Here is a 21733-nt window from a genome sequence, read left to right on the forward strand (position 1 = left end):
ACGGAGGAACAACATGGGTCTTCAGATCGCAACCAACGTCGGTGCTCTCAACGCGTACCGCAACCTGTCGGTCAACCAGAACGACGTGTCGAAGTCGCTCGAGAAACTCTCGAGCGGTCAGCGCATCAACCGTGCGGCCGACGACGCCGCCGGGCTCGCCATCTCCGAGGGCCTGCGCTCGCAGGTCAACGGCTTGAACGTTGCCGCGCGCAACGCCCAGGACGGCATCTCGGTCATCCAGACCGCGGAAGGCGCCCTGACTCAGGTCCACTCGATCCTGCAGCGCGTGCGCGATCTCGCGGTGCAGGCGGGTAACGACTCCAACAACCCCGCGTCGCGCGACGCGATCAAGACGGAGATCGACACCCTGGGCGAGGAGCTGACGCGCGTCGCCGAGAGCACCAACTTCAACGGAATCAAGCTCCTCAACGGTGACAACGCCGCCTTGACCTTCCAGGTCGGCGCGGGTGCCGTCGCCGCCGAGGACCAGATCTCGGTCACGCTCACGGACTTCAGCACCCTCGGTGCGACGGTCGGGGCACTGACGGTGGACACGGCGGCGAACGCGGCGACGTCCATCGCGGCCATCGACACCCAGATCACGAACGTGTCGACCGCCCGCGCCGGAATCGGTGCGGCGCAGAACCGCTTCGAGTCGACCATCAACTCGCTGCAGGTCTCGGCCGAGAACCTGTCCGCCGCGAAGAGCCGCATCGTCGACACCGACATGGCGGCCGAGATGGTCAAGTACACGGCCTCGAACATCCTGGCTCAGGCGGGCACCGCGATGCTCGCCCAGGCCAACCAGTCGGGCCAGGGCGTCCTGCAGCTCCTGCGCTGATCCGCAGCGCTGACGCGCCGGCGACGCCCGGGCGGGGGATTCCTCTCGCCCGGGCGTCGCTTCACCCGGGATCGCTGCACAGACGGAAGACGAAAGACACCATGAACATCGACGGTCTGGCATCCGGTCTGAAGACCAAAGAGGTCATCGACGCGCTGATGAGCGTCGCGGCGATCCCCAAGACCCTGGTGACGAACAAGATCACCGACCGCACCACCATCATCAGCAATCTGCAGTCGGTGAACACCTCGCTGCAGAGCCTGGCCGACAAGGCGAAGACCGCGGCCTCGGCGACCTCGCTCGCGCGCTTGACGGCGACGAGCTCGGCCGACGCCGTCACCGTCACGGCCGGCGACAAGGCCCGCCTGTTCTCGACCGCCGTCGTGGTCGACACCCTCGCCGTGGCCCACGCCGTCGTCACCGCTCCCGGCGCAGCCGACGCCTTCGGCGGACCGTTCACGCTCGTCGCCGCCGACGGCACGGCGACCGAGATCTCGCCGACCGGCAGCGCGCCGGGCGATCTGGTCGCCGCGATCAACGCCGCGGGCGCGGGCGTCACCGCCACCGTGGTGCCGGGCGGCCGAGGGGCCGACGGCCAGCCGCTGTCGCGCGTGCAAATCACCGCGAGCACGACGGGGGCGGATGCCGCCTTCACCCTGCACCGCGGCAGCGCCGCCGACGTCGCCGCCGGAACCGGACCCGACGTCGCGACCGAGGCGGGCGCCGCGATCGTCGCACAGGGGACCGATGCCGTCATCCGCCTGTTCGCGGGGACCGCCGCCGAGCAGAAGGTCACCAGCTCGACCAACACCTTCACCGGGATCGGCGAGGGCATCGACGTCACCGTGCGCGCCGTGTCGGCGCAGCCGGTGACGATCACGGTCGCCGCCGACCCGAAGGCCGAATCCGACACCGCGGCCGCGTTCGTCAAGGACATCGCGGCCCTGCTGACCCGCATCGACAACGGGTCCAAAGCCACCGTCGCCGCCCCGGGCGCCGCGACGACGCTGGGCGTGTTCACCGGCGACAGCACGGTGCGCGCCCTTCGCGGCGCGCTCGCCGGCGCCGTGCAGAGCCCCGTCGACGGGATCTCGCCGTCGACGATCGGCATCCGCGTCGACAAGGCCGGGACGCTCACCTTCGACCAGGACGCCTTCACCGCGGCGATGACGGCCGATCCCGCCCGCACGCAGGCGGTCTTCTCCGCCGTCTCGGATCGCGTCCAGGCGGCCACCGCGCAGTACTCCGACAAGTACGACGGCCTGCTGACGCAGCGGATCACCGGTCAGCAGACGGAGGTCAAGACGCTGCAGCAGCAGGTGGAGCGCATGGACCTCCGGCTCGACATGCGGCGCGCCACGCTCGAGCGCACGTACTCCGCGATGGAGGTGCGCCTATCGGGACTGCAGTCGCAGTCGTCGTGGCTCACCTCGCAGCTGGCCGCCCTCACCCCGTCGTCGAAGTAACCGCGAACAGGAGACAGAACGATGCCCGTCACCACCCTCGCCCGTGCGCAGCAGGAATACCTCGAGCAGCAGGTCTCGTCCGCGACCCCCGAGCGTCTGGTCACCATGCTGTACGACCGGCTGCTCGTCGACGTCGAACGCGCGCGCGTCGCCCAGTCCGCCGGTGACTGGCCCTCGGCCGGCACGTACCTCACGCACGCCCAGGCGATCATCGCCGAACTCAGCGGCTCGCTCGACGCGAACTGGGACGGGTCGGACGGGCTGCGCGGGCTCTACACCTACATCACGGGCCGCCTCATCGTGGCCAACGTCGGCCGAGACGAAGCGGCGACCGAGGAGTGCGCGACCCTGATCGCCCCGCTCCGCGACGCCTGGCACGCCGCGGCCGCCGCCCTCACGGTCTCGTGACCCCCTCGTGACCGACGACGTCGTGGCCTGGGCCGCACTCCTCGACACCTTCGAGCGCGCCCTCGACGGCGGCGACGAGTACGTCCCCGAGGCCTTCGCGCGCCCCGCCGGTCCTCCGCCCGAGCACCTCGTCGCTCGCGCGCGCGCGATCCTCGAGCGGCAACTCCGCGAGATCGAAGCGGTCGGCATCGCCCGCGCCGAGGTCGCGCGCGAGCTCGCGACCCTCCGGCGGATCCCCCCGACGCAGACGAGCGGACCCGTCTACCTCGACGTGCGCGGGTGACCGGGTCGCTCCGCGCCTGACAGGGCCGTGGCGGGGCGGGACGGCATCCCTCCGCATCCGACGCTCGCGGTTACGCCGGGGCGTTCGCGTCGCGATAGTCGGGGCCGAGCACGGATCGCTCATCGCCTGGCCACGGATCGGCTCGCTTTCGACCGGAGTGCCGCGTGCTCGAATCCGTCACCTCAACCGCGCTGTCCAGCGCCCTCGACGCGCTGTCGATCCGGCAGCGCGCGATCGCCGAGAACATCTCGAACGTCAACACCCCCGACTACCACGCCAAGCGCGTGTCGTTCGAGGACCGGCTCAAGAGCGCCGTCGAGCAGGGCTCCGGACGTGTCGAGGCGATCGTGCAGCGATCGCTGGAGCCCACCCGCCTCAACGGCAACAACGTCAACCTCGACACCGAGACGATGTCGAACATCGACACGGTGCTGCGCTACCAGTTCGCCGCCCAAGCGCTCAGCGGCCAAGCGGCATCCATCACCAAGGCGATCGGGCAGGCCTCCGCATGAGTTTCGACGCGATCGGCATCGCGGGGACGGGCCTGTCGGCCCACCGCAAGTGGTTGGACGCCATCAGCGACAACATCGCCAACGTCAACACCGCCACCCCCGCGGGCCAGGACATGTTCCGCGAGAAGTACGTCACCGTGGCCGAGGGGAGCCGGACACCCGGCGTCTACGTCACGGGCGTGCGCGACTCCACGGCGGAAGGGCGCCTCGTCTACGAACCCGAGCACCCCTACGCCAACGAGAACGGCTACGTCCAGTACCCGAACGTCGACCTCGGCGACCAGATGAGCATGCTGATCCTCGCCCAGCGCGGCTACCAGGCGAACGCCGCCGTCATCGACCGCGCCAAGACCAGCTACGAAGCGGCCCTGCAGATCGGACGAAGCTGATGAGCCTTGCCATCGACCCGACCGCGGCGGTGGGCGTGACGCCCCTGAGCCCGTTGAGCTTCGAGCAGACCGCCGCCCCGGCTTCGGCCGGCGTCGGCGGAGCGTCGTTCGCGACCTCGCTCGCCTCCGCGGTCGAGAACCTGCAGACCCTGCAGTCGACCTCGAACGAGCTCGCCGTGCAGGCCGTCACCGGAGACCTCGACGACATCCACAAGGCCACGCTGGCCTCGGCGCGCGCCGGCGTCACGCTCGACCTCATGGTCGCCGTCCGAGATCGCGGCGTCGCCGCGTTCAACGACGTCATGCGGATGCAGGCCTGACCGTGCCGCGCCTGCTCACGAACTCGTTCGAGCGTCTCAAGAGAATCGTCGCCGGCTTCACCGTCGCCCAGCGCACGATCGCCGTGATCGGCGCCGCCCTGCTCGTCATGGGCGTTATCGCGCTGGGCAGCTGGCTCGCGAAACCGCAGATGAGTCCGCTGTTCACCGGCCTCAGCCCGAGCGACGCGTCCGCCGTCGTCGAGCAGTTGAAGTCGGCGGGGGTCGCCTACGAACTGACCGAGGGCGGAGCGACGGTCCTCGTCCCCGACGCCCAGGTCTACCCGCAGCGACTGGCGGCCGCGGCCGCAGGGCTGCCCACCGACAACACCGGCGGCTACACCCTCCTCGACAAGATGGGGGTGACGGCGAGCGAATTCCAGCAGTCGGTGACCTACAAGCGCGCGATCGAAGGCGAGCTCGCGGCGACGATCGGCGCGATGTCGGGGGTCACCGCGGCCTCCGTGCAATTGGCCATTCCCGAGCAGAGCGTGTTCGTCGCCGACAAGCAGCACCCCACGGCATCCGTCTTCCTCAAAACCCAGGGCGGGTCGAGTCTCGACGACGACCAGATCGCCGCGATCGTGCATCTGACCAGTGCCTCCATCCCGGGGATGACGCCCGAGGACGTCGCGGTGACCGACCAGTCAGGGCGCGTCCTCGCCGCCGTGGGACAGGGCCTCACCGACTCCGCCAGCACGCAGGCCTCCGATCACGAGGCCAAGGTCGCGGGATCGGTGACCAAGATGCTCGAGACCATCGTGGGACCCGGCAACGCCACCGTCAGCGTCAGCGCCGACGTCGCCAACTCGACCTCCGAGCGCATGGACGAGACGTACACCGCGCCCGAGGGCGGCGTGATGACGAACGAGCAGACCCGCACGCAGACCTCGACCGGCGGACAGGCGGGGGGAACCGGGATCCTCGGCCCCGACAACATCGCCGTGCCCGACGCCGGCGGTTCGGGGTCGTTCGAGTCCGAGGAATCCACGCGGAACAACGCCGTCAACAAGACGACCGAGAAGACGACCACCCCGGCCGGAGAAGTCACCCGCCAGACCGTCAGCATCGCGCTCGACCGCGGCTCGGTGCAGGGGGTGACCGCCGAACAGGTTCAGGCCCTCGTCTCCAACGCCGCCGGCATCAACACCGCGCGCGGCGACACGGTGACCGTGGAGTTCGTCGACTTCAGCCAGAGCGCCGCCGCGGCCGCGGCCGCAGCCCTCCAGGCTGCGGAGGACGAGAAGGCCGCGCAGGTGCAGTCGGAGATCGTGCGCACCGCCATCATCGGCGGGTCGATCGTGCTGGCCGCCGTCATCGTCGTCGTCGCCCTGCTGGTGCGGCGGCGGATGAAGCGCCGCACGCTGTACACCGAGGACGGGCCCATCGAGTACTTCGCGTCGATGACCGAGACCGAGGAGCAGAAGCTCAAGACCCTGAAGGGCCTCGCCGAGCCGATCGCCCTCCCCGCCGTCCCGCCGACCAAGGTCCTCCCCACACTCCTCGACATCGAGGAAGAGCCCGAAGCCCCGCAGGTCTTGGTCGAGCAGCGTCGACGCGAGGTCGAGCAGTTGGCCAAGAGCGACCCGCAGAACGCCGCGAAGGCGCTCGCCAACATGATGGATGAGGCGATGGTATGAGCCTGCTCGACTCCCGCCCCGAAGCGGTCGCCGAGGTCGCGCCCACCGCCGTGACCGAGGTGCTCGCCGTCACCCGCACCCCCCTCTCGGGGCTGCGGAAAGCAGCGATCGTCATGCTCAACATGGATCGCGAGACCAGCGCCGAGGTGCTGCGCCACCTCGGCGAGGCACGCGCCGAGCTGTTGGCGGGCGAGCTCGCCCAGCTGGGCAGCGTCGACACGGCCGCGACCGCGGACGCTCTCGCCGACTTCCGCCGCATCGCCTCGGGCAGATCGCTCATGAGCCGCGGGGGCGAGCAGTTCGCCACGGGACTGCTCGAGACGGCGTTCGGCCGCGAGAAGGCCGTGGGAATGGTCGGTCGCGTCCTGTCGCAGGGGGTGGTGTCGTTCGACTTCCTCAACGCCGCCGATCCGACGCAGCTGGCCACGATCCTCGACGGCGAGATGCCGACCACCGTCGCCGTGGTGCTGGCGAACCTGCGGGCCGACCGGGCGGCGGCCGTGCTGGCCGCTCTGCAGGATCCCCTGCGCACCGACGTCGCCCAGGCGATCGCGGAGCTCGGCGTCGCCTCGCAGGAGGCGATCACCGTCGTCGCCGAATCGCTGCGCGCGCGCACGGGCGTGTTCGGCATTCGCGAGGCGCACGAGGCCATCGGCGGCGTCCAACCGCTGGTCGACATCATCAACCGATCCGACACCGCCCTCGAGAAGGCGCTGCTCGCCGGGCTCGACGACCGCGATCACGTGCTCGCCGAAGAGGTGCGCAGTCGGATGCTGACCTTCGCCGACATCGCGCGACTCGAGGACCGCGACGCCCAACGCGTGCTGCGCGGGATCGACCTGCGGGTCCTCGCCCTCGCGTTGAAGGGCGCCGACGAGCAGATCGGCGAGGTGATCCGCCGCAACATGACCGAGCGCAACCGCGAGAACCTCGAGGAGGAGACGCGAGCGCTGGGGCCTGTCCGCATGCGGCAGGTCGACGAGGCGCGCGCCGAGGTCGTCCGCGTCATCCGCGAACTCGAAGCCGCCGAAGAGATCACCCTCTCGCGCGAGGACGACGACGAGCTCATCGAGTGACCGGTACCCCGATCGTCCTCCCCGGTGGCGGTCGGTTACCGCGACGCCGTCGCGTCGCGATAGTCCGGGAAGAGCACGGATCGCTCGTCGACTTGGCCACGGATCGGCTTCGCCACAACCGCAGGGTGACCGCCGTGTCCGAGTCCGTCTTCACGCCGCTGGTGCTGCCGCGCGTGGGCGAGGTGCGAACCGACGCCCGGACCGTCGCCGACAGGGCGCGTGCGCGGGGCTACGCCGACGGCTTCGCCGAGGGGCGCCGCGACGCGCGGGCCGAACTCGAACGCGAGCGTCTCGAGGCCGATGAGCGATTCGCCGCGCGCGAGGCCGCGGCGCAGGATGCCCACCGGGCGGCGCTGTCGGCGCTGGGCGGGGCGCGGGCCCGTCTCGAGGACGGGATCGCCGCGATCGTGGCATCCGATCTGCGACGCATCGAGGAACTCGCGGTCGAGATGGCCGCCGAGATCCTCGGTGCGGAGATGTCGGATGCCGCCCGCTCGGCCGTGCACGCCGTGCGCCGGGCCGCGGCGCAGACACCCCGGTCGGCCTGGGTGCGCGTGCACCTCAACGAGCGCGACCTGCGCACGCTCAACACGGTCACGGACCCGTCCCTTCCGGAGGGCGTCGAGGTCGAGGTGGGGGCGGACGTCGACCCCGGGGGAGCGGTCGTGCGGATCGCGCACGGAAGCGTCGACACCCGCATCGCCGCCGCGCTGGAGCGCGCGCGCGAGGCCCTCTCGATCGACGAGAACGCCGAGGCATCGCCGTGAGCGCCCCGCGCAGCCGCTGGGAGCGCGCGCTCGCCGCGACGCGGCCGCAGCGCTCCGGCGTCGTCAAGGCCGTGGTGGGCCTCGGCATCGAGGCGCTCGGGGTTCCCGCCGCCGTCGGCGATCGCGTGCGCATCGAGACCTCGGGCGCTCGAGAGATCGATGCCGAGGTGGTGGCCGTCGACGGCGATGCCGTGCGCTGCATGCCCATGGGCCCGATGTCGGGCATCCGCGTGGGAGCTCCCGTGCGTCACTCGGGCGCGGCGCTGAGAGTGCCGACCGGACGCGCACTGCTGGGGCGTGTCCTGGACGGCCTCGGTCGTCCCATCGACGGCCGCGGTCCGCTCGTCGACGCCTCCCTCGTCTCGCTGGCCAACTCGGCTCCCAGTGTCATCGGGCGGCAGCGCATCGATCGGCAGCTCGGGCTGGGAGTCCGTGCGCTCGACACGATGACCCCCGTCGGTGTGGGGCAGCGCCTCGGGCTGTTCGCGGGTTCGGGCGTCGGCAAGTCGTCGCTCATGTCGATGATCGCGCGCGGCTCGACCGCCGATGCGACCGTGATCGCCCTCGTGGGGGAGCGCGGACGCGAGGTCCGCGAGTTCCTCGAGGACGATCTCGGGCCCGAGGGCCTCGCTCGCGCGGTGGTCGTGGTGGCCACGTCGGATCAGCCGGCGATGGCGCGTCTTCGCTCGGCGTTCGTCGCGACCCGCATCGCGGAGCAGTTCCGCGACGACGGCCTCGACGTGGTGCTGATGATGGACTCGCTCACCCGTGTCGCGATGGCGCAGCGCGAGATCGGATTGTCGGCGGGGGAGCCGCCCGCGACCCGCGGGTACCCGCCCTCGACCTTCTCGGTCCTGGCGGGGCTGCTGGAGCGCGCGGGCACCGGCAGCGTCGGATCGATCACCGGCTTGTACACGGTGCTCGTCGACGGCGACGACCACAACGAACCCGTCGCCGACGCCGCGCGCGGCATCCTGGACGGGCACGTGGTGCTCGACCGCGCTCTCGCCGTACGCGGGCATTTCCCCGCGATCGACGTGCTGGGCTCGGTGTCGCGCGTCGTCTCGAAGGTGACGACGTCCGAGCAGCGCGAGACCGCGATCGTCCTGCGGCGCGTGCTCGCCGCCCGTCGACAGGCCGACGACCTCATCGACATCGGGGCGTACAAGGCGGGGGCGAACCCCCTCGTCGACGCCGCTCTCGCGCACCGGGGCGCGATCGACGGGTTCCTCACCCAGCGCATGGACGATCTGACCGCGACCGACGACTCCTGGCGGCGCTTGGCCGCCCTGACGACCACTTTCGGAGGACTGTGATGACGTTCCCCCTTTCCGGCCTGCTGCGTGTGCGCGGGGTCCAGGAGCGCGCCGCCGCCGAGTCGTCGTCCCTCGCCCGTTCCGAGGCCGCCGCCGCGGAGACGGCGGTCGAGCAGGCGGTGTCGAGCCTGAGCGAGATCACCACGGCGATCGACGACGCCGCGACCCTTCTCGCTCTGGCCGCCGCGCGCTCGTCGGGGCAGGCGGCGCTCGCCGACCTGCGGACGCTGGCCCGCCTGCGCCGGGATGCCGCGGAGGCCGCTTCGGCCGCGCACGTGGAGGCGCGTCGTGAGCTCAAGGGGCTCGAGCGCCTCGAGGACGCGCACCTCGAGAGCGAGCTCGCGCGGGAGCGCCGGGCCGAGCAGAGCGCCCTCGACGAGATGGCCGTGGTCCGCGCCGCGCGCGATGAGGGGAGTGCGGCGTGAGCGTTCCTCTGCTCGCCGTGGCGACCGCCACCGCGCCGATGCGGGCGACGCGCGCGACGGGCGATCCGGCGACCGGCGCGCGTTTCGGCGACGCGCTCTCGGACGCCGCCCGTGCGCTGGCCGCGGGTGACGGCGATCCCGCCGCCGCGCCGAGCTCCGGGAGCGGCCGGATCGCCGTGGTGGGGCTCTGCGCTAAGGCGTCCCTTTCGGGCGGGGACGATCCGGCCCCCGGTGACGAGTCCTCGTCGGAGGGACCGGATGCCGAGACCCCCGCGCCCGTGGCGATGACGCTGATGCCCTTCCCGGTGCCGCCGACGACGCCGGGGAGCGGGGGACCGCGAGCCGCGGCCGACGCGCCGGACGCTCTGCCGCTCACTTCCCCGCCGGAGACGGCCTGGGCCGGCACGGCGGGGGAGACGGTCGCCCTCGGTGCCGCGGTCGGTGCGCCGCTGAGCCCCGCCGCGGCGGATGCGCCACCGATCCCCGTGACCGCGACCGCCGTCTTGGCGAGCGCCGGTCCGACGCCCGGAGCCCACGACGACGCCGCGGCGCTTCTGCCTGCCCTTGGAGAGCGCGCGGCCGATCGCAGCGCCGCGGCCGTCGCTCCCGCAGCGGTTCGCCCCGTTGCGGCCGGCGCGGCCCCCGTCGCCTCGCCGACGGGTGGGGCCCCGGCCGCTCCCGCACCGACCCCGGGCACGGCCCCCGCGATCTTCGCCCCCGCGCCCGCCACCGTCCCGTCCGTTCCCGAGACCCCCGCCGTGGCCTCGGGAACACCCGCCGCTTCCGGCCCGAACGATGCCTCCCCGGCCGGTGCCGCCCTCCCCGCCGCGATCGCCCCTGCCTCGCAGCCGACGGAACACGCGCCGTCGACTCCGCCGACCGTCGCCACGACCGGGGTCGCCGCGGCGGCCCCCGTGCCGGCATCCGTCCCCCTCGCACCGTCCCCTCCGGTCGAAGCCGCCGCCGCGACGGTGACCCAGCGCTCGATCGCCGCGCAGGTCGCGCCCGCCGTCGTGCACATCGCTCAGCGCGCCCCGGGCGTCCACCAGATCACCCTGACGGTCAGTCCCGACTCCACCGGGCCCGTGACCGTCCGCGCGCACATCGGCTCGGGGGGAGAGGTGCGCATCGACCTCGCCGGAGCGACCGAGGCCGGCCGAGACGCGCTGCGCGTCATGATCGCCGACCTGCGCCGCGACCTCGCGAGCGTCCTGCCGCACGCCCACCTGAGCGTCGGATCCGGCCCCATCGCCGACACCGGCGCAGGGGACCGCGGCGCCCCCGGTGGCGGTGGCTCCCTCGCCGATCAGCCCGGGCGCGGACGCGAGCCCCGGCCCGACGCCGCCGGGTCGTCCGCACCCGCCCGCGCGAGCACCCGTCCCCTGTCCGCGCCCTCCGTCGCCCTGACCGGCGGCGGGCTCGACATCGTCGTCTGAGAGGACCCCCGCATGCCCGTCACCCCCATCGCCGGCGCACCCGCCCCGATCCCGGCGAACACCGCGACCGCCACGGCGGCCGCGAGCGCACCGAAGAAGGCCCTCGACAGCGAGGTGTTCATGAAGCTCCTCGTCACCCAGCTGACGAACCAGGACCCATCCACCCCGATGGACACCAACCAGATGATCTCGCAGACCACTCAACTGGCCATGATGGAGCAGCTCACGGCGATGAGCCGCACCTCCACCGAGGCCTTCGCCCTCGACATGCGCCAGGCCGCCTCGACCCTCATCGGCCAGCAGGCCGGCTACCTCGACGCCAAGGGTGCCGCCGTCACGGGGATCGTGTCCACGGTGAGCTTCGACGGCCCGATCCCGCAGGTCACCATCGGCGACGCGACCGTCCCTCTCGACGAGATCACCTCCCTCGCCACCGCACCCACCCGCACGTCCGCCTGACCACCCCCACGAAAGAGACCTCCATGCTCCGTTCCCTCTCGTCCGGCATCTCCGGACTCCGCGCGCACCAGACCATGCTCGACGCCACGGGCAACAACATCGCCAACGTCAACACCGCCGGCTTCAAGGGCGCGTCGGTGCTCTTCCAGGACACGCTGTCGCAGGCGGTCGGCGGGGCCGCGATCCCCGGCGCCGACACCGGCGGTCGCAACCCCGCCCAGGTCGGGCTCGGCGTGCAGGTCGCCGGCATCCGCACCAACTTCAGTCAGGGCGCGGCGCAGACCACCGGACGCGGGGGCGACCTGATGATCCAGGGCGACGGCTTCTTCGCCGTGCGCTCGGGCGGGGAGACCCTCTACACGCGGGCCGGAGGCTTCGGCTTCGACGGCGCCGGCAACATGGTCACGGCCGACGGGTCGTTCGTGCAGGGATGGACCGCCCAGAACGGCGTCGTGGCCACCGGGCAGGCGGCGGGCAACATCTCGCTCCCGCAGGGGGCGGTCTCGCCGGCCCGCGAGACGACAGCGGCGACGGTGACGGGCAACCTCCCCTCGTCCGCCGCCGTGGGCGACAAGATCGTCCGCGACATCGCGGTGCACGACGCCCAGGGGGCCACCACCTCGCTCAGCCTCACCTTCACCCGCACCGCGACGGGGTGGGACGTCACCGAGCCCGCGAGCGGCGCCACCGGCACTCTCGCGTTCGTCGACGGCCGCCAGCCCACGGGGCTCACCCTGAACGCCGGCGACATCGAGGTCGACCTCTCCACGGTCACCGGCTTCGCCGACATGAGCACGGTCGCGATCACCTCGCAGGACGGTGCCGCCGCCGGCACCCTGCAGTCGTACTCCATCACCGGGGACGGCTCGATCGTCGGAACCTTCTCGAACGGCCGCACCGAGACTCTGGCGAAGGTCGCGATGGTCACCTTCGCCAATGCGGAGGGTCTCGAGAAGGTCGGGGGCACGGCCTTCCGCGCCACCGTCAACAGCGGCGGCGCCCAGATCGGCGAGGCCGGACAGGCCGGCTTCGGCAAGCTCGTCTCGGGCTCGCTCGAGATGAGCAACGTCGACCTGTCGCAGGAGTTCACCAACCTCATCGTCGCCCAGCGCGGCTTCCAGGCGAGCGCCCGCATCATCACGACGAGCGACGAAGTGCTGCAGGAACTCACCAACCTCAAGCGCTGACCCCACGGCGCCCGACGACGCGGCCCACCCGAGTTACCCGCGGTGGGCCGCGTCGCGATAGTCGGGGGCGTCCCCTCACCCATCGACCGGAGACCCCTCGATGATCACCCTCACCCGTCTCGACCACACGCGATTCGCGGTGAACCCGGATCTGATCGAGCGGGTGCACGAGTCGCCCGACACGACCCTGCACATGGTCGACGGTCGCGTGTACAACGTCGAGGAGAGCCTCGACGACCTCGTCGACCTCATCGTCGCCTACCGCGCGCGCGTTCTCGCAGCGGCATCCGCCCTCTCGGCACGCTCGGAGCTCTGACGTGGACATCGCTTTCGTCGTCGGGGTCGTGGTGGCCTTCGGCGCGCTGTACGCCATGATCACGATGGAGGGCGCCCACCTGAGCGCGCTCCTGCTGCCGGCGCCGATGATCCTCGTGCTCGGCTCGACCATCGGCGTCGGCATCGCCAGCCACACCCTGCGCGACGCCATCGCGGCGTTCGGCTCGCTCGGCCGGGTGGTGCGCGGTCCTCGATCCGCGCCCGCCGCCGTCATCCCGATCCTCGTCGCGTACGCCGAGAAGGCGCGGACCGAGGGCTTGCTGCGCCTCGAGGACGAGCTCGACTCCGCCCCCGACGATTACACGCGCCGCGCGCTGCAGGCGGTTGCCGACGGCGTCGACGCCGAAGACCTGCGGACGCTGATGGACGACGAGATCGTCGCCGAGTCCGCGCGCAATCGCGTGGCCGCCCGCTTCTTCTCGGCCCTGGGCGGGTACGCCCCCACCATCGGCATCGTCGGAACGGTGGTCTCGCTCACGCACGTGCTCGAGAACCTCAACAAACCCGACGAGCTCGGCCACATGATCGCGGCGGCGTTCGTCGCAACCCTCTGGGGCCTGCTCTCGGCCAACTTCATCTGGAACCCCATCGCGGGGCGATTGAACCGCATGGCCGCCGTCGAGCAGGAGCGCATGACGCTTGTGTGCGAGGGCATCCTCGCCATCCAGGCCGGTGGGGGCCCGCGTCTCGTCGAGGAGCGGCTGCTGGCCCTCACCACCTACAAGCCCAAGAAGAAGAAGGAGTCCCGGCCCGAGAAGGCCGCCGCGACGGGGGATGCCGAGTGAGCACCAGCCGCCGTGCGCGCACCCGGAGGCATGACGAGGACGACCACGACGAGCCCGACGAGCGCTGGGCGGTGTCGTACTCCGACATGGTGACCGTGCTGATGTGCCTGTTCATCGTGCTGTACGCGGTGTCGATCGTCGACGACACCAAGTACGAGCAGCTCAAGAACGGTCTCGCCGAAGCCTTCGGGCAATCCCAGACCGAGGGCGGCGGCGATTTCACCGAGGGGCTGGTGATCCCGCCGGAACTCCTCGTCGAGGACGGCGTCGAGGACGTCGCGATGCGGGCCGCCCGCGAGGTGGACACCCTCGAGCAGATGAAGGCGCAGATCACCTCGGTGCTGGCCGCCCAGGGCCTGGCCGACACGGTCGACTTCGTCATCGACGAGCGGGGACTGAAGGTCGGCCTCGTCGGCGCCGAGACCTTCTTCACCGACAATCGCACCGACCTCTCGGCGAAGGCGGACGCCGTCCTCGACGCCATCGGCGACGTGCTCGCCCCCGCCGGCAACCCCCTCAGCATCGAAGGGCACGCCGACCATCGAGCGGCCGTCGCGCCGTACGAGAGCAACTGGGAGCTCAGCAGCGGACGCGCCACCAAGGTCGCCCGCTTCCTCGTCGAGCACGAGGGCATCACCGGCTCCCGCGTGCAGGCCGTCGGCTACTCCGATCAGCGTCCGCTCGTCGAGGGGGACACCGCCGAGGATCTCGCCGCGAACCGCCGCGTCGACATCGTCGTGCAGTCCACCGAGGCAGAGAAGGTGCGTGCCCTCATCCCCGGTCTCGTCCAGACCGCTCCGCGGGGCTGACGCCTCGTGTCCCCGATCTCGAAGGAGCCCGTCATGACGGCCGCCGTCCACGACGACCCCCTGCGCCGCTACCCCGACTACGACTTCACGCGCCCGGCCCAGCTCGGACGCGAGCATCGCCGCCGGCTCGAGGCGGCGTTCGAGGCGTTCGCGCGGCAGTGGGCCTCGCAGCTCACCGGCAAGGTGCGCATGCGCACCCACCTGACGCTCGAGGGCGTCGAGCTGATGTCGTACCAGGAGTACGCCGACACCCTCCCGTCGACGACCGCGATGGTCACCGGGGCGACCGCGGGACGCGAGGAGCCGGGTGTCGTGCAGTTCGATCTGGGCGTGGCGCTGACGTGGGTGGTGCAGATGCTCGGGGGCCGGAGCACCGCCCCGATCGAACCGCGCACGCTGACCCCCATCGAGTCCGCGCTGATCCGCCAGCTGATGGACCGCACGTTCGAACTGCTGACCACGAGCCTGGGGATGCTGCTGCCGAGCCCCCTGACCTATGCGGGCCTGCACGACAACCCGCAGTACCTCCAGGTCATCTCGCCCGGCGAGGCGGTCATCGTCGCTCGGTTCGCGATGCGGATGGGTGAGGCGCGCTCGACCGCGACCGTCATGCTGCCGGCCGCCGTGGTCGTCGACCAGCTCGCCGAGAGCGAGCGCGACGCGGCCGCGGCCCATCGCGCGGGCGCGACCGTCGACCAGCTCCTGGGTGCTCCGCTCGAGGTGTCGCTGCGCATCGCGCCGCGGGTCATCGCGGCGGGGGAGGTCCTGAACCTCGCCCCGGGCGATCTGCTGCGCTTCGCCCATCCCGAGACCAAACCCTTCGACCTCATCGTCGGCGACACCCCGATCGCGCGCGCCGTCCCCGGTGCCCAGGGCTCGCGACTCGCCTGCACGATCACCACCATCCTCGAGGAGACCACCCGATGAGCACCTTCCACGCCGCCGCCATGGCCGCCGCGATCGCGGCGAAGCTCCCCTTCGGCTTCCCCGTGCTGCCGACGCCGTCCACCGACCCGGGAGCGACCGGGCGGGCCGTCGTCGTCGCCTTCAGCGGCGCCCCGGGGGCCAGTATCGCCGTGCAGATCGCCGATCCCGCGGGCCTCGACGACGGGTCGAGCGGCGAAGAGCTGTCGGACCGCCTGCACCCCGCCTTCCAGGCCGCCGTGGCCGTGCTCGGAACGGGCACCCTCGGCGAGGGGGAGGAGGTGGATGCCGCGAGCGTGTTCACCGAGGCCGGAGCCCAGGTGTTCGACCTCGTCCGCGAGGACGGCACCACCGTCGCCCGCGCGGCGATCCGCATCGACGACGCCCGCGCCGCCGCCTCGACGGCCGGCCCGGTTCGGCTCAGCCGGATCGCGGGGGTGGAGATGGAACTGGTGGTCGAGATCGGCCGCACCCGGCTCCCCGTGCGCGACGTGCTGAGCCTCGAGCCCGGCCACGTCGTCGAGCTGGACCGCGCCGCGGGGTCGCCGGCCGACATCACGCTGAACGGCCGTCTCATCGGGCACGGCACGGTCGTCGTCGCGGACGGAGATTTCGCGGTGCGCGTGGAGCGCATCATCGACCAGGCCGGGAGCGACTGACCGTGGACGATCTGCTCCTCGCCGCGCGGACGGTCGTTTCGCTCGCCGCGGTGGTCGGGCTGCTGCTCTTCCTCGCGAAGCGGGTGCAGAAGGGACAGGCGGCGGGTGACAGCCCTTTCTCGTCGCTGGTGCCGAAGGGTCTGGGGCGGCGCCTGCGCCCCCTCGCGGGCTTCGCGGCCCGCACCGGGGCGGCGACGCCGTCCCGCGCGCGGAGCGAGAAGATCACGGTGGTCGCGCGCACCGGGCTCGGGGGCCGTGCGCAGCTCGTCGTCGCCGAGTTCGGCGGCATCCGGTACGTGCTGGGCGTGAGCGAGAAGGGCATCGACGTCGTCGACACCCAGGAGGCGCCGATCGAGCTCGCCGAGGAGGACTCCGCCGAGCGCGGCGAGAACGTCCTGACGTTGACGGATGCCGGCACCCCGAGCGACGGCGAGAGATCCGGGGCCCACGCGGCCTGAGCGGTTACCGCGCGGGGGCGCCGTCGCGATAGTCGGTGGCGAGCACGGATCGCTCGACCCCCTGGCTACGGATCGGCCTCGTCACCCACGCACGGAGTGCCGTCTTGCCCGTTTCCGCGTCGCGCCCCGCGCCCCGCCCCGCCGGGCGGCGTCGACAGTTTCGTCGCGGCCGCTGGGGGACCGGCATCCTGGGTCTGCTCGGCGTTCTCGCGGTGCTCGCCGTCGTCGACGTCGTCGCGGGAGGTGCGGCTCTCGCCGCCACGGGGGAATCCGGGGGATCGGGCGGGGTCAGCATCAACGGCATCAACGCGACGCCGTCCGACAGCATCACGACGCTTCTGGGCATCACCGTGCTCAGCGTCGCCCCGGCTCTGCTGCTGATGATGACGAGCTTCACGAAGATCTTCGTGGTGCTCGCGCTGACGCGGAACGCGCTGTCGCTCCCCTCGATCCCTCCGAACCAGGTCCTGGCGGGACTCAGCCTCTTCTTGACGCTGTTCATCATGTGGCCCGTGCTGACCGAGATCAATCAACTCGCCGTCGCGCCCTTCACCGCGGGGCAGATCGACTTCGGTCAGGCCTTCGACGCCGCGCAGGCCCCGCTTCGCACGTGGATGCTGCAGTTCACGCGCGAGGAGGACATCGCCCTGATGCACCGCGCCGCGCAGATGGCGAACCCCGACAGTCCCGAGGCGATCCCGCTGTACACCCTGATCCCGGCCTTCATGCTGAGCGAGCTGCGGGCGGCGTTCGTGATCGGGTTCATCGTGTTCATCCCGTTCCTCGTCATCGACCTCGTCGTCTCGAGCGCGTTGATGTCGATGGGCATGATGATGCTGCCGCCGGTCATGATCTCGCTGCCCTTCAAGATCCTGCTGTTCCTCCTGGTGGACGGGTGGGGTCTCGTCATCACCTCGCTCGTGCAGTCCTATCGGGGCGGCACGTGAATCCCGAAGCGGTCATGGACATCGGGGCGAGCGCCCTGATGCTCGCCGCGAAGCTCAGCGCGCCCCTGCTCATCACCGCCCTCGTGGTCGGTTTCGCCATCTCGCTGCTGCAGTCGATCACGCAGGTGCAGGAGATGACGATGTCGTTCGTGCCGAAGCTGCTCGCGGTGGGCATCGCGCTGATGGTGTGCGGCAACTGGATGATCGCCGAGACGGTCGCCTTCACGCACGAACTCTTCCAGCGTCTGCCGTCGTTGCTGAACGGCGGCGGATGAACATCCCCCTCGACTTCACGTGGCTGGAGGCGACGGCTCTGGCCATCGTGCGCATCACGGCGTTCCTCGTGATCGCCCCGCCGTTCAGTCACGGCTCCATCCCGATGCGGGTGCGCGGCATGCTCGGGGTCGGGCTCGGTCTGGCGGTGTCGCCGGTGGTGGTCGCGGGGTACGAGCGGCTGGATGCGGGGGGCTTCCTCCTCGCGGCGGCGGGGCAGATCCTCGTCGGGGCGCTCCTGGGGTTCCTGGTCCTCGTGTTGTTCAGCGCCGTTCAGGGTGCCGGGTTCCTCGTCGACACGTTCGGCGGGTTCCAGCTCGCCCAGGCGTTCGATCCGGGGATGAACGTCAACGGCGCCCAGTTCACCCGCTTGTTCCAGATGACGGCGATCCTGCTGTTGTTCGCGTCCGACGCCTATCAGCTGGTCCTGGGCGGACTGTTCCGCTCGTTCGACGCGGTCTCGGTCGCGGGGACGGTGGACCTCTCGCGTCCCGCCGAGGTCCTGACGTCCGCGGTCGGGCAGATGCTCCTGAGCGCGGTGCAGATCGCCGGGCCCCTGCTGATCGTGCTCTTCCTCGCCGATGTCGGTCTCGGTCTCGTCTCTCGCGTGGCGCCCGCCCTGAACGCCTTCGCTCTCGGTTTCCCCGTCAAGATCGCCCTCACCTTCGTTCTGGTGGGATTCGTCTACGCCGCGCTGCCGGCGATCGTGTCCGCGATCGCCGATGACGCCGCCCGCCTGGTGATCGGGGTGACCCGATGAGCGGAACGGATGCCGGGGAGCGCACCGAGAAAGCGACTCCGGAACGGCTGAGGAAGGCGATCGCGAAGGGGCGGATCGGTCGCAGCCACGATTTCACCGCGTGGGTCGGCATCGGCGCCGCCGCCGTCATGATGCCGGCGACGCTGTCGTCGGCGTCGGCCGTGCTCACCGAGCAGACGTTGCGGGTCGGGGCTGTGGCGAGGGACCCCACGGTGGGCGCGGCCGTCGAGGGACTCGGCTCGGCCATCGCCTCGGTGGGGCAGGTGCTCCTGCCGATGCTCATCGTCGTGCTCCTGGCCGTCATGGTCACCGCGATCGCCCAGGGTGGGATCCACCTGCGCGGCGTGCCCGTGCGGGTGGAGCAGTTCGACCTCGTCGCGGGTCTCAAGCGGACCGTGGGGGCCGCGGCGCTGTGGGAGGGCGTCAAGGCGCTCCTGAAGACGGCGGCGATCGGCGTGGCGCTGTGGAGCGTGGTCGCCGGTCTCGTGCCGGTCCTCATGGGTAGCGGGCGGCACCGCATCACGTGGCTGCTCGAGGTGGCCGGCCAGGTTGTCGCGACGCTGCTGCAGGTCGCTGTCGTGGTGGGCCTGTTGCTCGCGGCGATCGACGTCTTCGTCGTGATCTCGCGCAACCGCAAGCACACCCGCATGACCAAGCAGGAAGCGCGCGACGAGCACAAGAAGACCGAGGGCGATCCGCTCATTCGCTCGCAGCGCCGCGCCCGCCAGCTCGCGGTCAGCCGCAACCGCATGATCGCCGCGGTGGCCGACAGCGACGTCGTCCTCGTGAACCCCACCCACATCGCCGTCGCCCTGCGTTACGAACCGGGCACCTCGGCCCCCCGGGTCGTGGCCAAGGGGGCCGGCGTCATCGCTCAGAAGATCCGCGAGCGCGCCGAGGAGGCACAGGTCCCCATCGTGCGCGACATCCCCCTCGCCCGCGCGCTGCACGCGGGTGTCGAGCTCGGGCGCGAGATCCCCGAGGACCTGTACACCGCCGTCGCGCAGGTGCTGGCGTTCGTGCAGCACCTGCACAAGAGGGGCTCGCGCTCGGGGACGTTCGAGATGCCCCCGGCCGCCCTGACCGGGCGGGGACTGTGAGAGCCGAGAAGACCATGACACGAAAGAAGCGCACCGCATGATCGGTCAGTTGTTGTCGAAGGGCGCGGTCCCCGTCGGGGTGGTGGGCATCATCCTGCTGCTCATCGTCCCCATCCCCGTGGGGCTGCTCGACGTGCTCATCGTGACCAACATCGCCTTCGCGCTGCTCATCCTGCTCACGGCGATGTTCGTGAAGAAGCCCTTGGACTTCTCGGTGTTCCCGAGCCTGCTGCTGGTCGCGACGCTGTTCCGCCTCGGGCTGAACGTCGCCTCGACCCGCCTTGTGCTCAGCGAGGCGCACGCCGGTCAGGTGATCCAGGCGTTCGGGCAGATCACGATCAGCGGGTCGCTCGTGATCGGCTTCGTCATCTTCCTGATCCTCGCCGTGATCCAGTTCGTCGTGGTCACCAAGGGTGCCGAGCGCGTCGCCGAGGTGGGCGCGCGCTTCACCCTCGACGCCATGCCGGGCAAGCAGATGGCCATCGACGCCGACCTGAACGCCGGGCTCATCACCGACGAGCAGGCCCGGGCCCGCCGCGCGGAGGTCGCGTCCGAGGCCGACTTCTACGGCGCGATGGACGGTGCCAGCAAGTTCGTCAAGGGCGACGCGATCGCCGGCATCGTCATCCTCGTCATCAACTTCGTCGGCGGCATCATCATCGGCATGACCATGCACGGCATGGCGATCGACGAGGCTCTCGAGACCTACAGCATCCTCGCCATCGGCGACGGACTGGTGACGCAGATCCCCGCGCTGCTGATGGCGGTGTCCACGGGCATGATCGTCACGCGCGAGAACGCCGAGGCCGAGCTCGGCCGGGCGGCCGGGCGACAGCTGATGCAGTCGCGCACCGCCCTGCTCATCACCGCGATGGCCGCGATCGGCATGGGGCTGATCCCCGGGATGCCGTTCCTCGCCTTCGCCGCGATCGGGGCGGGACTGCTCTTCGCCGCCTCGCGGGTGAAGGCGAACACCGACCGCGCGGCCGCCGACGCGGCCGATGCCGAGGCGCGGGTGGTCGCCGAGGCCGCCGCCACCGAGGGGCCCGACGACCTGATGGACACCATGAGGGTCCACGCGCTCGAGATCTCGCTCTCGCCCGACATCGTCGACCTCGCCGCGGGCGGGGCGGGGGACCTGCTCACCCGCGTGAAATCACTCCGGCGCAAGGTCGCGCTGGAGCTCGGCACCCTCATGCCCCCGGTGCGCACGCGCGACAACATCGAGCTTCCGGCCGAGACCTACGCGATCCTCGTCGCGGGCGTCGAGGTCGGGCGGGGCATCGTCCCGCGCGGGCACGTGCTCGCGATCGGAACAGGGCTCGAGCATCTACCGGGCTCCGCCGTGATCGACCCCGTCTTCGGTCTCGAGGGCAAGTGGGTGCCCACCGAGATGTCGCACGCCGCCGACATGGCGGGGGCCACCGTCATCGACCGGGCCAGCGTCATCATCACGCACCTGTCCGACACCGTGCACGCCCAGGCCCACCGTCTGCTCTCGCTCGAGGACGTGCGCCAGCTCACGGATCACCTGAAGCAGACGCAGCCGAGCGTCGTGGACGAGCTGACGCCGGCCCTGCTTCCCCTCGCCCTCATCCAGCGCGTGCTCGCGAGCCTCCTCGCCGAGCGCGTCTCGATCAACGACCTCGGTCGCATCTACGAGGCGCTGGCTCTGCGGGCCAAATCGACGACCGAGGTCCCCGCCCTGGTCGAGGCGGCGCGCGCGGCTCTCGGTCCGGCGATCTCCGCGCGGTTCGCCCACGACGGGCGCCTGCGCGTGGTGATGTTCGACACGCTCTGGGAACAGCAGATGCTCGAAGGACTCCGGCACGTCGAGGGGCGGTCACAGATCGTGCTCACCGCCGATCAGACGATGCAGGTGATGGAGGGCGTCCGTCGGGCGATCGCCGACGTCGATCCCGTGGGCGGCGAGCCGGTGCTCGTGTGCGCCCCCACCCTCCGGCAGGGGGTGCGCGCCCTGCTGGCGGGGCAGGTGGGTGCGATGCCGATCCTGTCGTACGACGAAGCCGCGGCCGGGGGGTTCGCCACCGACGTCGTGGGCGTGGTCCGTCCCGAACAGGTCGCGCTTCCCTCGTCCTGATCGCGGGGAACGCTCGTAACCGAGAAGAAAAGGTAGTCTGGCCCAGGACGGCGCCGACG

Annotated in this window: 26 protein-coding genes; all 26 read left to right on the forward strand. The window is 71.3% G+C overall.

Translation table 11 applies throughout. The annotated features are described in order from the left end of the window. Positions 1 to 13: 13 nt before the first annotated feature. On the forward strand, positions 14 to 841 hold the full coding sequence (locus BLS25_RS01085; protein WP_056226951.1) for a flagellin N-terminal helical domain-containing protein: 828 nt from the start codon (positions 14 to 16) through the stop codon (positions 839 to 841). A gap of 101 nt (positions 842 to 942) precedes the next feature. Continuing rightward, positions 943 to 2307, forward strand: coding sequence for a flagellar filament capping protein FliD (gene fliD, locus BLS25_RS01090; protein WP_074694136.1), 1365 nt, complete (start codon positions 943 to 945; stop codon positions 2305 to 2307). Between the two features lie 21 nt (positions 2308 to 2328). Next, positions 2329 to 2715 (forward strand): flagellar export chaperone FliS, encoded by a 387-nt coding sequence (gene fliS, locus BLS25_RS01095; protein ID WP_056226969.1) that lies wholly within the window; start codon positions 2329 to 2331, stop codon positions 2713 to 2715. A gap of 7 nt (positions 2716 to 2722) precedes the next feature. Then, complete coding sequence (locus tag BLS25_RS01100; RefSeq protein WP_074694137.1) at positions 2723 to 2998, forward strand: hypothetical protein; 276 nt, start codon at positions 2723 to 2725, stop codon at positions 2996 to 2998. Between the two features lie 164 nt (positions 2999 to 3162). Next, entirely contained in the window at positions 3163 to 3510 is a 348-nt protein-coding gene (locus BLS25_RS01105) for a flagellar basal body rod protein FlgB (RefSeq protein WP_056226973.1), read from the forward strand. Beyond that, a complete protein-coding gene (gene flgC / locus BLS25_RS01110; protein ID WP_074694138.1) occupies positions 3507 to 3899 on the forward strand; it encodes a flagellar basal body rod protein FlgC in 393 nt (130 codons plus the stop codon). The genes BLS25_RS01105 and flgC overlap by 4 nt, the downstream gene beginning before the upstream one ends. Beyond that, entirely contained in the window at positions 3899 to 4219 is a 321-nt protein-coding gene (gene fliE, locus BLS25_RS01115) for a flagellar hook-basal body complex protein FliE (RefSeq protein WP_056226977.1), read from the forward strand. The genes flgC and fliE overlap by 1 nt, the downstream gene beginning before the upstream one ends. Before the next feature lie 2 nt (positions 4220 to 4221). Further along, positions 4222 to 5856, forward strand: coding sequence for a flagellar basal-body MS-ring/collar protein FliF (fliF, locus tag BLS25_RS01120; protein WP_074694139.1), 1635 nt, complete (start codon positions 4222 to 4224; stop codon positions 5854 to 5856). Next, positions 5853 to 6932, forward strand: a complete 1080-nt coding sequence (gene fliG / locus BLS25_RS01125; protein ID WP_081349639.1) for a flagellar motor switch protein FliG — start codon at positions 5853 to 5855, stop codon at positions 6930 to 6932. Before fliF ends, fliG begins: the two co-directional genes overlap by 4 nt. 134 nt (positions 6933 to 7066) lie before the next feature. Continuing rightward, positions 7067 to 7699 (forward strand): FliH/SctL family protein, encoded by a 633-nt coding sequence (locus BLS25_RS01130; RefSeq protein WP_143017785.1) that lies wholly within the window; start codon positions 7067 to 7069, stop codon positions 7697 to 7699. After that, entirely contained in the window at positions 7696 to 9015 is a 1320-nt protein-coding gene (locus BLS25_RS01135; RefSeq protein WP_256335506.1) for a FliI/YscN family ATPase, read from the forward strand. Before BLS25_RS01130 ends, BLS25_RS01135 begins: the two co-directional genes overlap by 4 nt. After that, entirely contained in the window at positions 9015 to 9440 is a 426-nt protein-coding gene (locus tag BLS25_RS01140; protein WP_074694141.1) for a flagellar FliJ family protein, read from the forward strand. Before BLS25_RS01135 ends, BLS25_RS01140 begins: the two co-directional genes overlap by 1 nt. Next, a complete protein-coding gene (locus tag BLS25_RS01145) occupies positions 9437 to 10876 on the forward strand; it encodes a flagellar hook-length control protein FliK (protein WP_074694142.1) in 1440 nt (479 codons plus the stop codon). The genes BLS25_RS01140 and BLS25_RS01145 overlap by 4 nt, the downstream gene beginning before the upstream one ends. A 12-nt stretch (positions 10877 to 10888) precedes the next feature. Continuing rightward, positions 10889 to 11335: a flagellar hook capping FlgD N-terminal domain-containing protein gene (locus tag BLS25_RS01150; protein ID WP_074694143.1), complete on the forward strand. Its 447-nt coding sequence runs from the start codon at positions 10889 to 10891 to the stop codon at positions 11333 to 11335. Positions 11336 to 11358: 23 nt separating this feature from the next. Then, complete coding sequence (locus tag BLS25_RS01155; RefSeq protein WP_056226991.1) at positions 11359 to 12522, forward strand: flagellar hook protein FlgE; 1164 nt, start codon at positions 11359 to 11361, stop codon at positions 12520 to 12522. Positions 12523 to 12622: 100 nt separating this feature from the next. Further along, the gene (locus BLS25_RS01160) at positions 12623 to 12838 is read left to right on the forward strand and encodes a flagellar FlbD family protein (protein WP_056226993.1); all 216 of its coding nucleotides are present in this window, start codon (positions 12623 to 12625) and stop codon (positions 12836 to 12838) included. 1 nt (position 12839) lies between these two features. After that, positions 12840 to 13643, forward strand: a complete 804-nt coding sequence (locus BLS25_RS01165; RefSeq protein WP_074694144.1) for a motility protein A — start codon at positions 12840 to 12842, stop codon at positions 13641 to 13643. After that, positions 13640 to 14452 carry an OmpA/MotB family protein gene (locus tag BLS25_RS01170; RefSeq protein WP_074694145.1) on the forward strand — a complete coding sequence of 271 codons (813 nt, stop codon included), beginning with the start codon at positions 13640 to 13642 and terminating at the stop codon, positions 14450 to 14452. The genes BLS25_RS01165 and BLS25_RS01170 overlap by 4 nt, the downstream gene beginning before the upstream one ends. 33 nt (positions 14453 to 14485) lie before the next feature. Beyond that, complete coding sequence (locus BLS25_RS01175; protein ID WP_074694146.1) at positions 14486 to 15379, forward strand: flagellar motor switch protein FliM; 894 nt, start codon at positions 14486 to 14488, stop codon at positions 15377 to 15379. Further along, on the forward strand, positions 15376 to 16035 hold the full coding sequence (locus BLS25_RS01180; RefSeq protein ID WP_074694147.1) for a FliM/FliN family flagellar motor switch protein: 660 nt from the start codon (positions 15376 to 15378) through the stop codon (positions 16033 to 16035). Before BLS25_RS01175 ends, BLS25_RS01180 begins: the two co-directional genes overlap by 4 nt. 2 nt (positions 16036 to 16037) lie before the next feature. Next, a complete protein-coding gene (locus tag BLS25_RS01185) occupies positions 16038 to 16493 on the forward strand; it encodes a flagellar biosynthetic protein FliO (RefSeq protein ID WP_074694148.1) in 456 nt (151 codons plus the stop codon). Between the two features lie 185 nt (positions 16494 to 16678). Continuing rightward, positions 16679 to 17440 carry a flagellar type III secretion system pore protein FliP gene (gene fliP, locus BLS25_RS01190; protein WP_074694397.1) on the forward strand — a complete coding sequence of 254 codons (762 nt, stop codon included), beginning with the start codon at positions 16679 to 16681 and terminating at the stop codon, positions 17438 to 17440. Continuing rightward, entirely contained in the window at positions 17437 to 17715 is a 279-nt protein-coding gene (fliQ, locus tag BLS25_RS01195) for a flagellar biosynthesis protein FliQ (RefSeq protein WP_056227004.1), read from the forward strand. Before fliP ends, fliQ begins: the two co-directional genes overlap by 4 nt. After that, a complete protein-coding gene (locus tag BLS25_RS01200) occupies positions 17712 to 18473 on the forward strand; it encodes a flagellar biosynthetic protein FliR (RefSeq protein WP_074694149.1) in 762 nt (253 codons plus the stop codon). Before fliQ ends, BLS25_RS01200 begins: the two co-directional genes overlap by 4 nt. Beyond that, a complete protein-coding gene (locus tag BLS25_RS01205) occupies positions 18470 to 19573 on the forward strand; it encodes an EscU/YscU/HrcU family type III secretion system export apparatus switch protein (protein ID WP_074694150.1) in 1104 nt (367 codons plus the stop codon). The genes BLS25_RS01200 and BLS25_RS01205 overlap by 4 nt, the downstream gene beginning before the upstream one ends. 37 nt (positions 19574 to 19610) lie before the next feature. Next, positions 19611 to 21674, forward strand: a complete 2064-nt coding sequence (locus BLS25_RS01210; RefSeq protein ID WP_074694151.1) for a flagellar biosynthesis protein FlhA — start codon at positions 19611 to 19613, stop codon at positions 21672 to 21674. The last annotated feature ends 59 nt before the right edge of the window (positions 21675 to 21733 follow it).

Origin of the sequence: Microbacterium testaceum StLB037 (genome assembly GCF_900104345.1) — a bacterium.
In the GTDB taxonomy this organism is placed as follows: Bacteria; Actinomycetota; Actinomycetes; order Actinomycetales; family Microbacteriaceae; genus Microbacterium; species Microbacterium testaceum_A.